11 protein-coding genes are annotated in these 13,726 nt (G+C 61.4%); 4 read left to right on the top strand and 7 right to left on the bottom strand.

The features are described from left to right. Positions 1 to 14 precede the first annotated feature (14 nt). Positions 15 to 380 carry a hypothetical protein gene (locus tag AWB74_RS46495; RefSeq protein ID WP_160110319.1) on the top strand — a complete coding sequence of 122 codons (366 nt, stop codon included), beginning with the start codon at positions 15 to 17 and terminating at the stop codon, positions 378 to 380. 1 nt (position 381) lies between these two features. Continuing rightward, positions 382 to 1,167, top strand: coding sequence for a DUF1828 domain-containing protein (locus AWB74_RS25655; RefSeq protein ID WP_061149483.1), 786 nt, complete (start codon positions 382 to 384; stop codon positions 1,165 to 1,167). A gap of 57 nt (positions 1,168 to 1,224) precedes the next feature. Here AWB74_RS25655 and AWB74_RS25650 read toward each other — a convergent pair whose 3' ends face one another. From AWB74_RS25650 to AWB74_RS25640, 3 genes are all read right to left on the bottom strand, one after another. Then, positions 1,225 to 2,691, bottom strand: coding sequence for a glutamate synthase subunit beta (locus AWB74_RS25650; RefSeq protein WP_061149482.1), 1,467 nt, complete (start codon positions 2,689 to 2,691; stop codon positions 1,225 to 1,227). A 78-nt stretch (positions 2,692 to 2,769) separates the two neighbouring features. Then, on the bottom strand, positions 2,770 to 7,473 hold the full coding sequence (locus tag AWB74_RS25645) for a glutamate synthase-related protein (protein WP_061149481.1): 4,704 nt from the start codon (positions 7,471 to 7,473) through the stop codon (positions 2,770 to 2,772). A gap of 322 nt (positions 7,474 to 7,795) precedes the next feature. Then, the gene (locus tag AWB74_RS25640; protein ID WP_061149480.1) at positions 7,796 to 8,503 is read right to left on the bottom strand and encodes a transposase; all 708 of its coding nucleotides are present in this window, start codon (positions 8,501 to 8,503) and stop codon (positions 7,796 to 7,798) included. A gap of 206 nt (positions 8,504 to 8,709) precedes the next feature. Here AWB74_RS25640 and AWB74_RS25635 point away from each other — a divergent pair, with 206 nt between their 5' ends. Together AWB74_RS25635 and AWB74_RS25630 are read left to right on the top strand one after the other, a co-directional pair. After that, positions 8,710 to 9,435, top strand: coding sequence for an OmpW/AlkL family protein (locus AWB74_RS25635; protein WP_061149479.1), 726 nt, complete (start codon positions 8,710 to 8,712; stop codon positions 9,433 to 9,435). A gap of 293 nt (positions 9,436 to 9,728) precedes the next feature. Then, the gene (locus AWB74_RS25630; RefSeq protein WP_061149478.1) at positions 9,729 to 10,106 is read left to right on the top strand and encodes a DUF883 family protein; all 378 of its coding nucleotides are present in this window, start codon (positions 9,729 to 9,731) and stop codon (positions 10,104 to 10,106) included. A 4-nt stretch (positions 10,107 to 10,110) separates the two neighbouring features. On the opposite strand, the gene ugpQ is transcribed toward AWB74_RS25630, so the two are convergent. From ugpQ to ugpA, 4 genes are read right to left on the bottom strand one after another with little or no spacing between them, the layout of a single operon-like run. Then, a complete protein-coding gene (gene ugpQ / locus AWB74_RS25625) occupies positions 10,111 to 10,866 on the bottom strand; it encodes a glycerophosphodiester phosphodiesterase (protein WP_061149477.1) in 756 nt (251 codons plus the stop codon). Positions 10,867 to 10,879: 13 nt separating this feature from the next. Further along, positions 10,880 to 11,956 (bottom strand): sn-glycerol-3-phosphate import ATP-binding protein UgpC, encoded by a 1,077-nt coding sequence (locus AWB74_RS25620; protein WP_061149476.1) that lies wholly within the window; start codon positions 11,954 to 11,956, stop codon positions 10,880 to 10,882. Positions 11,957 to 11,960: 4 nt separating this feature from the next. Further along, positions 11,961 to 12,806, bottom strand: coding sequence for a sn-glycerol-3-phosphate ABC transporter permease UgpE (ugpE, locus tag AWB74_RS25615; protein ID WP_061126129.1), 846 nt, complete (start codon positions 12,804 to 12,806; stop codon positions 11,961 to 11,963). Next, positions 12,803 to 13,687, bottom strand: coding sequence for a sn-glycerol-3-phosphate ABC transporter permease UgpA (ugpA, locus tag AWB74_RS25610; protein WP_061149475.1), 885 nt, complete (start codon positions 13,685 to 13,687; stop codon positions 12,803 to 12,805). The genes ugpE and ugpA overlap by 4 nt, the downstream gene beginning before the upstream one ends. Between the last annotated feature and the right edge of the window lie 39 nt (positions 13,688 to 13,726).

Genomic DNA, 13,726 nt, shown 5'->3' with positions numbered 1-13,726 from the left:
GCGAACGCAACTTCATGCTTCACGACGCCCGCGATGCAACGCAAGCGTATCGACTCTTCTTACGCGTCTCGGTAACGAACGGCAGCGTATTCTCGGCTGGCCTCGCGCGGGTCTGGGCATCCGATGACGTCCTGATCCTCTCGCGCTACAACGGCCCGTATCATGCACACAGGAACATCATAGAACGTACGAAGGTTCCGTTTGGATGTCATCGGCATATCGCCACGCAGCGATACATCGTTGCGGGCTTCGATGCAGACGGATTCGCCGAGCCGACGTCTGGCTACAATTCCATCGAAGGCGCGTTCGAATGTCTGTGCAGAGATTGCGGCGTCGCCTCACCCGACTATCATCCACTTCAACACGAACTTGAGTTCTGACATGTTGCTCGATACGCCCGATGCTGTGAAGCGACTGCTTTGCGAGTCGTGGTGCTCCGAACTCGATGTTGCTCAGGACGGCGACACCCTCCGTCTTTCGATGCCCCTGCTCGAACCCGACGGCGATTATCTGACCGTCTGGCTAAGACAGGCGATGGGCGGCTGGCGGATTGAAGACGCGGGCAGCACGCTGATGCGTGTTTCGTACGACTCGGATCCGAGCGCGCTGCTGCGCGGTCCGCGTCGCGTTCTGCTAGACAAGCTGCTCAATGAATACGGCGCGCGCCTGTCCAACGATGGTCAGATCGTCGCCGAATCCGACGAGCAATCGCTCGCCATTTCACTTCTGCGCTACGGTCAAGCACTGTTGCGTGTGAACGATCTGCGAGGCTGGAGCAAATCGCGAGTCGCGTCCACCTTCTTCGACGATCTCAAGCTTCATCTTGCGGATATCGTGGGCGCGGAAAACGTCGTGCAACGGTACTTGCCGCCCGAAGTCCCCGATGCAGCCGATTATCCAGTGGACTTCTTTCTCAAGGGCTCGCGAACGCCGGTCTTCGTCTTCGGCATTGCGAATGCGGATCGCGCGCGCGTCGCGACGATCGTCTTGCAGCACCTCGATTTACACATCGAACGCTTCGATTCGATCATCGTGTTTCAGGACGCCAGCGTCATTCCAAGTATCGATCTGCGCCGCCTCATGAACGCAGCCAACGACATGGTCGACTCCATCGACGCGAAAGCAGCGCTCGCGAAGAAGATTCGCCATCGAATGCACGCAGCCTAGACGCAAAAAGGGCGGACAACCTCACGGTCATCCGCCCTTTTTCATTGCATCACGTACTTACCGCGGCAACTCGCTGGAACCCATCAGATACGCATCCACCGACCGCGCGCACTGCCGTCCTTCACGAATCGCCCAGACAACCAGCGATTGCCCGCGACGCATATCGCCCGCCGTGAACACCTTATCGACGGACGTGTAATACGCCTTGTCGCCCTCGGTGGCAGCGCGCACATTGCCGCGCGCATCCTTCTCGACGCCGAACGCGTCCAGCACCGGCGAAACCGGCTGCGTGAAGCCCATGGCGAGCAGCACGAGATCGGCCTTCATTTCGAACTCGGAACCCGGCACTTCCTGCATCTTGCCGCCCTTCCACTCGACGCGCACCGCGATCAGCTTCTCGACCTTGCCGTTCTTGCCTTCGAAGCGCTTCGTCGCGACCGACCAGTCGCGATCGCAGCCTTCCTCGTGCGACGACGACGTGCGCAGCTTGATCGGCCAGTACGGCCACACGAGCGGCTTGTTCTCTTCCTCCGGCGGCTGCGCGAGCAGCTCGAACTGCGTGACGCTCTTCGCGCCATGGCGGTTCGACGTGCCGACGCAATCCGAACCCGTATCGCCGCCGCCAATCACGACGACATGCTTGCCCTTCGCAAGCAGTTGATCCGTGACCTTGTCGCCCGCGTTGACCTTGTTCTGCTGCGGCAGGAATTCCATCGCGTAATAGATGCCTTCGAGCTCGCGGCCCGGCACCGGCAGATCGCGCGGCATTTCAGAGCCGCCCGCGATCACCACGGCATCGAACTGTTCTTTCAGCTCGTCCGGCGTGATGGTTTCCTTCGCCGTATTGGCGATGTACTCGGGCAACGCATCCTTGCCGATGAACACGTTCGTGCGGAACGACACGCCTTCCGCTTCCATCTGGCGCATGCGGCGGTCGATCAGCCACTTCTCCAGCTTGAAGTCGGGAATGCCGTAACGCAGCAATCCGCCGATGCGATCGTTCTTTTCGAACACAACGACTTCGTGACCCGCGCGCCCAAGTTGCTGCGCGGCGGCAAGGCCGGCAGGCCCCGAACCGACGACCGCGACCTTCTTGCCCGTCTTGTGCTTCGGCGCTTGCGGCACGACCCAGCCTTCGGCGAACGCCTTGTCGATGATCGCGTGTTCGATCGACTTGATGCCGACCGGATCGTCGTTGATGCCGAGCGTGCACGCGCTTTCGCACGGCGCCGGGCAGATGCGGCCCGTGAACTCAGGGAAGTTGTTGGTCGAGTGCAGCACGTTGATCGCACTCTTCCAGTCCTGCTGGAACACGAGATCGTTGAAGTCCGGAATGATGTTGTTGACCGGACAGCCGTTGTTGCAGAACGGAATGCCGCAATCCATGCAGCGCGCGCCCTGAACCTTCGCGTCTTCATCGGTCAGCGCGGCGACGAATTCCTTGTAGTGCTTGACGCGGGTCAGCGGTGCTTCGTACGCCTCATGGCGGCGTTCGAACTCGAGAAAACCGGTTGCCTTGCCCATTTCTTTCTCTATGTACAGTGAGGGACCTGCTTCCCGATACGCTCGCATCGGGAAGGTCGTCTATCTATAAAACCGGCTTCAAGCCGCGATGGCGTCCTTCGACTTCTTCGCGCCCATCTCCGTGAGCGCGCGCCTGTATTCGGTCGGGAACACCTTGACGAACTGACGGCGCGCCGAATCCCAGTTTTCGAGCAGCGATTTCGCGCGCGGCGAGCCGGTGAACTGGAAGTGACGCTCGACGAGACCCTTGAGCAGCGCTTCGTCGGTCTTGCCGGCGTGCCACAAAGAGCGATCCACCGTGCGTTCCTGTTCCGCCTGCTGCAGAACCGGATCGAGTGCGACCATCGACTTGTTGCACTTGCCCGAGAACGCACCGTCCGGGTCGTACACGAACGCGATGCCGCCCGACATGCCCGCCGCGAAGTTGCGGCCCGTCTCGCCGAGCACGACCACCGTGCCGCCCGTCATGTATTCGCAGCCGTGGTCGCCCGTGCCTTCGACGACCGCCGTCGCGCCGGAATTACGCACGCAGAAGCGCTCGCCCGCGACGCCGCGGAAATACGATTCGCCTTCGATCGCGCCGTACATCACCGTGTTGCCGCAGATGATGTTTTCCTCGGACTTGCCGCGGAAGTCGTTGGTCGGGCGAATGATGATGCGTCCGCCCGACAGGCCCTTGCCGACGTAGTCGTTGCCATCGCCGACGAGATCGAGCGTGACGCCCTTCGCGAGGAACGCGCCGAAGCTCTGGCCCGCCGTGCCCTTCAACTGGATGTGGATCGAGTCGTCGGGCAAGCCGTCGTGACCGTGCTTCTTCGCGATCATGCCGGACAGCATCGCGCCGACCGTGCGGTTCACGTTGCGCACCGGCTGAATGAACGATACATGCTCGCCCTTCTCGATCGCCGCCTTCGACTTCTCGATCAACACGTGATCGAGCGCCTTGTCGAGACCGTGATCCTGCACGTCGACATGCTTGCGCGCGACGTCTTCGCCGACCGGCACCTGATAGAAGATGCGCGAGAAGTCGAGGCCCTTCGCCTTCCAGTGCTCGATGCCCTTCTTCATGTCGAGCAGATCGACGCGGCCGATGAGGTCATCGAACTTGCGGATGCCGAACTGCGCCATAATTTCGCGCACTTCTTCCGCAACAAAGAAGAAGAAGTTGACGACGTGTTCCGGCTGACCCGAGAACTTCGCGCGCAACACCGGATCTTGCGTCGCGACGCCGACCGGGCACGTATTCAGATGGCACTTGCGCATCATGATGCAGCCTTCGACGACGAGCGGCGCGGTCGCGAAACCGAACTCGTCGGCGCCGAGCAGCGCACCGATTACGACGTCGCGGCCGGTCTTCATCTGACCGTCGGCCTGCACGCGGATACGTCCGCGCAGACGGTTGAGCACCAGCGTCTGCTGCGTTTCGGCGAGACCGAGTTCCCACGGCGTGCCTGCGTGCTTCAGCGACGACAGCGGGGATGCGCCCGTGCCGCCGTCATGACCCGCGATCACGACGTGATCCGCCTTCGCTTTTGCAACGCCAGCGGCAACCGTGCCGACACCCACTTCCGACACGAGCTTCACCGAAATGCTCGACGACGAATTCACGTTCTTCAGATCGTGAATGAGCTGCGCGAGATCTTCGATCGAATAGATGTCGTGGTGCGGCGGCGGCGAAATCAGACCGACGCCCGGCACCGAATAACGCAGCTTGCCGATGTAATCGGAAACCTTGTGGCCCGGCAACTGACCGCCTTCGCCCGGCTTCGCGCCCTGCGCCATCTTGATCTGGATCTGATCCGCCGACGCGAGATATTCCGCCGTCACGCCGAATCGTCCCGACGCGACCTGTTTGATCTTCGAACGCAGCGAATCGCCGTCCTTCAGCGGAATGTCGGTGATGACTTCCTTGCCGATGATCGATTGCAGCGTGTCGCCGTTCTTGATCGGAATGCCGCGCAGTTCGTTGCGATAACGCGTTTCGTCCTCGCCGCCTTCGCCTGTGTTCGACTTGCCGCCGATGCGGTTCATCGCGACAGCCAGCGTGGCGTGCGCTTCCGTGCTGATCGAGCCGAGCGACATCGCGCCCGTTGCGAAACGCTTGACGATGTCCTTCGCCGATTCCACTTCATCGAGCGGAATCGCCTTCGACGGCGACACCTTGAACTCGAACAGACCGCGGAACGTCATATGACGCTTCGTCTGGTCGTTGATGATGTGCGCGTATTCCTTGTACGTCTGATACGAGTTGCTGCGCGCCGAGTGTTGCAACTTGGCGATCGCATCCGGCGTCCACATGTGCTCTTCGCCGCGCACGCGATACGCGTATTCGCCGCCCGCGTCGAGCATGTTCGCGAGAACGGGGTTGTCGCCGAATGCATCGCGATGCAGACGAATCGCTTCTTCCGCCACCTCGAAGATGCCGATGCCGCCGACCTTCGACGCCGTGCCCTTGAAATACTTCTCGACGAGTTCCGACGACAGGCCGACCGCTTCGAAAATCTGCGCGCCGGTGTAGGACATGTACGTCGAGATGCCCATCTTCGACATGACCTTCAACAGGCCCTTGCCGACCGCCTTGGTGAAGTTGTAGATGACCTTGTCGGCGGAGAGATCGCCCTTCAGGCCTTCGGCCAAGTTGGCGAGCGTTTCCAGCGCGAGATACGGGTGAACGGCTTCTGCGCCGTAGCCCGCGAGCAGCGCGAAGTGATGCGTCTCACGCGCCGATCCCGTTTCCACGACGAGACCCGTGCTCGTGCGCAGGCCGTGCGCGACGAGATGCGAGTGAATCGCGGACGTGGCGAGCAGCGCCGGAATCGCGACGTTGTCGCGGTCCGCCTTGCGGTCCGACACGATCAGGATGTTGTAGCCGGAGCGCACGGCATCGACGGCTTCGGCACACAGCGACGCGATGCGCGCCTCGATGCCTTCCTTGCCCCACGCCGCCGGATAGACGATGTTCAGCTCGTACGAGCTGAACTTGCCGCCGGTGTACTTGTCGATCGCGCGGATCTTCGCGATGTCCTTGAAGTCGAGCACGGGCTGCGACACTTCGAGGCGCATCGTCGGGTTGATGTTCGTCGTGTCGAGCAGGTTCGGCTTCGGACCGATGAACGAGACGAGCGACATCACGAGGTTTTCGCGGATCGGATCGATCGGCGGGTTCGTCACCTGCGCGAACAACTGCTTGAAGTAGTTGTAGAGCGTCTTGTTCTTGTTAGACATGACCGCGAGCGGCGAGTCGTTGCCCATCGAGCCGACGGCTTCTTCGCCCGACTGCGCCATCGGCGCCATCAGGAACTTGAGGTCTTCCTGCGTGTAGCCGAACGCCTGCTGACGATCGAGCAATACCGCGGCTTCGCGACGCTGCGTTTCGACGTCTTCCGCCTTCGGCTCGATCTCGTCGAGCTTGATGCGCACGGCTTCGATCCAGCTCTTGTACGGCTTGGCGTTGGACAGGTTGTCCTTCAGTTCCTTGTCCTGGATGATGCGGCCCTGTTCCATGTCGATCAGGAACATCTTGCCCGGCTGAAGACGCCACTTCTGCACGATCTTCGATTCGGGAATGGGCAGCACGCCGGACTCCGACGCGAGAATCACGAGATCGTCGTCCGTGACGAGATAGCGGGCCGGACGCAGGCCGTTACGGTCGAGCGTGGCGCCGATCTGGCGGCCGTCCGTGAACGCGATCGCGGCGGGGCCGTCCCACGGCTCCATCATCGCGGCGTGATATTCGTAGAACGCGCGGCGGTTGTCGTCCATCAGCGTGTGCTGCTCCCACGCTTCAGGGATCATCATCATCATCGCGTGGACGAGCGGGTAGCCGGCCATCACGAGCAGTTCGAGACAGTTGTCGAACGATGCCGTGTCCGACTGGCCCGGATAGATCAGCGGCCAGAGCTTCGGCAGATCGTCGCCGAGCACGTAGGACGCGATCGCGCCGGTGCGCGCGTTCAGCCAGTTGACGTTGCCCTTCACGGTGTTGATTTCACCGTTGTGCGCGATCATGCGATACGGGTGCGCGAGTTCCCACGCCGGGAACGTGTTGGTCGAGAAGCGCTGATGCACGAGCGCGAGCGCGGAAACGACGCGCTCGTCCTGCAGATCACGGTAGTACACGCCGACCTGGCCCGCGAGCAGCAGCCCCTTGTAGACGACGGTGCGCGACGACATCGACGGCACGAAGTATTCCTTGCCGTGCTTGAGCTTCAGCGCCTGAATGCGATGGCTCGCGGTCTTGCGGATGATGTACAGCTTGCGCTCGAGCGCGTCCGTCACGACGATGTCCTTGCCGCGTCCGATGAAAATCTGGCGGATCAGCGGCTCGCTCGCCTTCACGGTCGGCGAAATCGGCATGTTGGAATCGACGGGCACGTCGCGCCAGCCGAGCACGACCTGGCCTTCGGCCTTCACCGTGCGTTCCAGCTCCTGCTCGCACGCGAGACGCGACGCGTGTTCCTTCGGCAGGAAAATCATGCCGACGCCGTATTCGCCAGCCGGCGGCAACGTCACGCCCTGCTTGGCCATTTCCTCGCGATAGAAGCCGTCCGGCACCTGGATCAGGATGCCGGCGCCATCGCCCATCAGCGGATCGGCGCCGACCGCGCCACGGTGATCGAGATTCTCGAGAATCTTGAGACCCTGCTGAATGATCTCGTGGCTCTTTTTCCCCTTGATATGGGCGACGAAGCCGACGCCACAGGCGTCGTGTTCGTTCGCAGGGTCATACATGCCCTGCGCGGCGGGAAGCGAACCGGCTACCGGCTGCTGATGATCGTTCATGGGGACACCGTCTCTACTGTGAGGGGCCGACTCGGCCGTTGAACCATTTTCTTGTTGCCTGCGACGGTTTCTTTCAACTTGATGTGTCACGAAGCACGGTCGTGCGCGGCACGCTGCACCGCGGCAATCGCCGGAAATCGAAATATACGCGACGAATCAAAAAGATGGAAATAAAACTTGATGGTCGGGCACCAATTATCGATATGGTGCAAACTTGCCCAAATAAAATGGGGACACAACAATCATCAGCTAAAAGAAACGGCGTAGCTCGAAAATTCGAGACGCCGTTTCATGTGTTCCTTCGGGCTTGCCGCCGAGGCCGTTATTGCGGTTGCGGCGTTTCGCGGATCTTGCGCGGACGTCCGCGCGGCAGCGGCGACACCCGGCGGTTGGCTGCATGCGATGCCCACTCGCGATAGGCGTCGCTGCCGAGCACCCAGCCTTTGAGCGTCGCCTGCAGAAGACGATTCGCCTCGCGTTCGTCGAGCGGCTGTTCGCACAGCTCCTTGTAGGCGTGCTGGCGTTCGAACGGCGTATTGCCGAGCGACCAGAAGAGCGGATGGTCGGTGATGAGGCCATCGAGCGTAAGCCCGACGTGATGACGAAAGCTGGACCACTTGTAGTCCTGCGGCGTCGCGACGAGCTGGGCGCGCACCGGCGCCATCTCGACGACGCGCGTTGCAAGCAGAAAGTAACGCTCGCCCTCGATTACCGTGGCGCGATAGCGCCCCTCCCACAACGTGCCGCGCCGCATGTAGCGCCGATTGAAGTGCGCCACGTAACGACGCCCGACGGCCTGCATTGCTTTGGGCAGGCTCGATTCGTCGCGGGGCGTGACGAGCAGATGCACAGCTTGCGGCATCAGCGCATAGGCATGGATGGAGAGGTGATGATCACGTGAAGCAGTCCTCAAGCAGTCGATGAATAGCTCATAGTCCTGGTCGTCGACGAAGGCGGGTTGCTGGTCGAGACCACGCAGGATGACATGCTGCGGCTGTTCGGGAACGTAGAGTCGTGCAAGCCGTGCCATTCTGGATATTCCGTTGGTCGCGTTTGTGTTACCCCAATCGGGGGCCTTTCGGAGCCGTTGCGGCAGCATGGATGAAACACATGCAAGCGCCGTGCAACGAGGCCCCAACGCCGCCCTTTGCCCTAGGGAAAATGCTCTACGGCACCGCTATGGTTAATGTGAAATGTTGTGTTCATAATGGGCGTGCTTTTTTGGAGGAGCACAAATTGAAAATAAAACAAGTCATCACAGGGATCGCGGCATTAGCGTGTGTGTCCACTGCGGCACATGCACAATCTGCCGGCTCCATCTATGTAACTGGAGGCTGGTTTCACTTTGCCCCGCAAGACAGCAGCGGTCCGCTCAAAGAAACAAGTGTAGGCGGATCTCCGGTCAATATCGATGTTCCCGGTACGGGCGCCGGCATTTCGAGCGCTGATACCGCCGGCTTCACGGTAGGTTACTTCGCCACCGATCACATCGCCGCAGAACTTGAAATGGGCATTCCGCCCACCTTCGACCTGGAGGGCACCGGCAACCTCGACCGGTATGGCAAACTCGGCAGCGCGAAGCAATGGAGCCCGACGCTGCTGTTCAAATACTTCTTCAACGCTCCTCAGGCGAAGTTCCGCCCGTTCGTCGGTATTGGCGTGACGCGTACCTGGTTCACCGACGCGCAGATCACGAATCAGCAGTTCGAGGGCTCGGTCCTGCATGGTCCGACCACCGTCGACACGGATAGTTCGTGGGCGCCCGTGTTTAATGTCGGCGCGACGTACAATTTCACAGAACACTGGTTCGCGGGATTTTCCGTGTCGTTCATTCCTTTGAAGGCCACGGCGAAGTTGAACACGCAGGCTCAAACACCTGTCGGCACGCTGAATGTCCAGTCGCAAGCGAAAATCACGCTCAACCCGATCGTCACATATCTGCGCGTAGGCTATCGCTTCTAAAGTGAAATTGCTCGCTGGCAAGTAACCGAGATATTCACGTCATCGCGAAAACAAACAAAACGCCGGCATGATTCGTTCACGCCGGCGTTTTCGTATTCATCGCTTGTAAATGTGACCGTCGCGGGAAGAAATGGCTTGCAGAACTTACGTGCCGAAACGTGCGACCACACATCGCGGCCGCGCATACCGAAGCGTTGCGCAACGATGAAGCATCGGCATCGAATTTGCTGCATGATGAGTTTCCCCGCCGCATATGCGGGTCATCCACGACTCATCCATCGACGGAGCGATCTATGAACGCACTGCCTAATACGCGAGACGCCATCGGAGATTCATGGACCACGACGAGCCGCCGCGCGCGCCGCATGGCGCGTCATGGCCGTGAAGCAGCCGAAGATATCGGCGCCGAATTGCGCACGCTTTTGAGCGAACTGGAAAGCGCCCTGGCCGAAGGCACGTCGGCCGATGCCGCCGCGCTGCGCGCGCAGATCGGCGAGCGCCTCGACAGCGCGCGCGCACGTCTGAACGACACGCACGCCGCGCTACGCCATCGCGCCGGCGCCGTGTTCGAAGACGCCGATGCCTACATCCACGAAAGGCCCTGGCAGACGATCGTGCTCGTCGGCGGGCTGGCGCTCGTCGCGGGCGTGCTGCTCGCGCGCGTGCGTTGACGTTTCAGCCCGGCGAAGCTTCCAGAAAATCCGCGCCAATGATGTCGATGCGATCCGTACAGATTGCATCGACACCCCATTGCGCGAGCAGACGCGCGCGCGCCGGATCGTTCACCGTGTAGGCGAGGATGCGCAGGCCCGCATCCTTGATCTGCGCGACGAGCGACTCATCGAGCGCGCGATGGCTCGCGTGCAGCGATACACACGACAATGCCGCCGTCTGCGCGCGCCAGTTCGCGGGCACGCGTTCGTAAAGCATGCCGCGCGGCAGGTTCGGCGCGACATCGCGCGCGGCTTCGAGCGCCGCATACGAGAACGATGACAACAGCGGCGCCGGTTCGGCATCCGCCCACAAGCGCGCCGCCTCGCGCGCCACGAGCACGCCTGTTTCAATATCGCGCCCCTGACACGGCTTGATCTCGATGTTCGCAGCGAGCCCATGCTTGATGCATCGCTCGTGCACTTGCGCGAGCGTCGGCATGCGCGCGTTTGCGAACTCCGCGCCGAACCACGAGCCCGCGTCGAGCGCGCGCAACTGCGCGTAAGTCAGCGCTTTCGCCGCGCCGCGGCCGTTCGACGTGCGATCCACTGCGTCGTCGTGCAGCAGGAAGACGATATCGTCGGCGGAGAGCTTCGCGTCGAACTCGATCATCCGATGGCCGAGACGCGCGCCCACGTCGATGGCTTCGAGCGTGTTCTCCGGCGCGAGCTTGCCGCCGCCGCGATGCGCGACGATCGCGGGATAAGGCCAGGTTCTCATCGCATCGCCTCCATTAGTTCGCGCGCAGTCCCGTCGACGGATCGAAAAAATGCAGATGCCGCGCGGGCAACGACACGTTCAACCGCTCGCCGCGCCGCGGCCGATGCTCATGCGGCAAGCGCGCCGCCACATCGTGCTTGCCCCATCTGCCATGCGCGAGATTGTCCGCGCCGAGCAACTCCGCCGAATCGACATCGAGCGTGACGGTTGCGGCGTTATCGATGCCCGGCGTCATATGTTCCGGACGAATGCCGATGATCCACTCGCGCCCATGCATCGCGCTATTCACGCCGGATACCGGCAATGAAGGTCCATCGCCCGCGACGATGAAAGTCGCGCCGTCTTCCGACACACGCCCTTCGAGCAGATTCATCGCAGGCGACCCGATGAAACTCGCGACGAACACCGTCGCCGGACGTTCGTACACTTCGGTCGGCGCACCGATCTGCTCGGCGTGCCCCTTGTTCATCACGATGACGCGCTGCGCCAGGGTCATCGCTTCGATCTGATCGTGCGTGACATACAGGCTCGTCGTCGCGAGCCGCGCATGCAGGCGCTGGATTTCGAGGCGCATCTGCACGCGCAGCTTGGCGTCGAGATTCGAAAGCGGCTCGTCGAACAGAAACACTGCGGGTTCGCGCACGATCGCACGGCCCATCGCGACGCGCTGCCGCTGCCCGCCCGACAACTCGCGCGGCTTGCGCGCCAGCAAATGTTCGAGTTCAAGGATACGCGCAGCGTTCGTCACGCGTTCGTCGATGATCTTCTTCTCGAAACCGCCGATCTTGAGCGCATACGCCATGTTCTGCGCGACGCTCATGTGCGGATAGAGCGCGTAGTTCTGAAAGACCATCGCGATGTCGCGATCCTTCGGCTCCAGCTTGTTCACGACCTTGCCACCGATTTCGATCGCGCCTTCGGACACGGACTCGAGACCCGCGACCATGCGCAGCAACGTGGACTTGCCGCAGCCCGACGGTCCGACCATCACGACGAACTCGCCGTCTTCGATCGCCACATCGATGCCATGCAGCACGTAGTTCGCGCCGTCGTAAGTCTTTTTGACGCTTTTCAGATTCAACGCAGCCATGTTTTTATTTCTCGGAATCGACGAGGCCGCGCACGAACCAGCGCTGCATCGTCAGCACGACGGCGAGCGGCGGCAGCATCGCGAGCAGCGTCGCGGCCATCACGAGATGCCATTCCGTCGCGGTATCGCCCGACGCGATCATGCTCTTGATGCCGACCACCGCCGTCTGCAGCGACACCTGATTGGTGATGAGGATCGGCCAGAGATACTGGTTCCAGCCGTAGATGAACGTAATGACGAAGAGCGCCGCGATATTCGTCTTCGAGAGCGGCAGCACGACGTCCCAGAAAAATCGGAGCGGCCCCGCGCCGTCGATGCGCGCCGCTTCCATCAGTTCGTCGGGCAGCGTCATGAAGAACTGGCGGAAGAGAAACGTTGCGGTCGCGGAGGCGATCAGCGGCAGCGTCAATCCGGCATAAGTATTCGACAGATGCATCGACGAAACGACTTCGACCGTTGGGAAGATACGCACTTCGACAGGCAGCATCAGCGTGATGAAGATGAGCCAGAACGCGAGGTTCTTCATCGGAAAGCGGAAGAAGACGATGGCGTACGCGGAAATGATCGACACCGCGATCTTGCCGATCGAAATCACGAGCGCCATCACGAGGCTGTTGAGCAGCATGAGACCGAACGGCGCCGCCGCGTTGCCGCTGCCGTGCGTCCAGATGTGCGCGATGTTCTCGAAAAGATGCGAGCTGGGAATCAGCGAGAGCGGCACGCTGAAGACTTCCTTCGAATTCATCGAAGCAGCGCAGAACGCGACGTACACCGGAAACACGATCATGGCGACGCCGAGCAGCAGCACCGCGTGACAGAAGATATCGAAGCCGCGGCGGTTTTCGATCATGAGTATTGCACCCTGCGTTCGACGAAGCGGAACTGCACGACCGTCAGCCCGACGACGATCACCATCAGCACGACGGACTGCGCGCCCGAGCTGCCGATGTCGAGCCCCTGGAAACCTTCCGCGAAGATCTTGTAGATGAGCGTCTTGGTCGATTGCGCGGGACCGCCGCCGGTCGCGGCATCGATGACGGGGAAGGTATCGAAGAACGCGTACACGAGATTCACGACGAGCAGGAAGAAGCTCGTCGGCGACAGCAACGGCAACGCGATGCCGAAGAAGCGCCGCACGGGTCCGGCGCCATCGATGGCGGCCGCTTCGATCAGCGATTGCGGAATCGCCTGCAAGCCCGCGTAGAAGAACAGGAAGTTGTAGCTGACCTGCTTCCATACCGACGCGAGCACAACGAGGAACATCGCCTGCGTGCCGTTGAGCGCGTGATTCCAGATGATGCCCTGCTTCGCGAGCGCATACGTCACGAGCCCGATGCTCGGGTTGAACAGAAACGACCACAGCACCGCGGCGATAGCGGGCGCCACCGCATACGGCCAGATGAGCAGCGTCTGATACGCCTTGGCGCCGCGCGTCACGCGATCCGCGCACGCGGCGAGCAAGAGCGAGATCACGAGCCCCGACACGGTGACGAGCGCGCAGAAGATCATCGTCGTGCTGAACGACGACAGGTACAGCGGATCGGCGAACAACTGCCTGAAGTTCGCGAGCCCGACGAACTCGCTCGACGTGCCGAACGCATCCTGACTTTGCGTGGCCTGCCAGAGCGCTTCGCCCGCGGGCCACAGAAAGAACAGCGCGGTGATTGCGAGCTGAGGCGCGACGAGCAGATACGGCAAGACACTCGTATCGAAACGAGAGCGTTTTTCCATGCTTGGCTTATCCAGAAGCGCCCGCGCTTTTTCAGCACG

It is taken from the genome of Caballeronia arvi, assembly GCF_001544695.2.
Taxonomy (GTDB): Bacteria; Pseudomonadota; Gammaproteobacteria; order Burkholderiales; family Burkholderiaceae; genus Caballeronia; species Caballeronia arvi.
The sequence above is the reverse complement of the archived record's forward strand: the minus strand, read 5'-3'. Positions and strand labels throughout refer to the sequence as shown.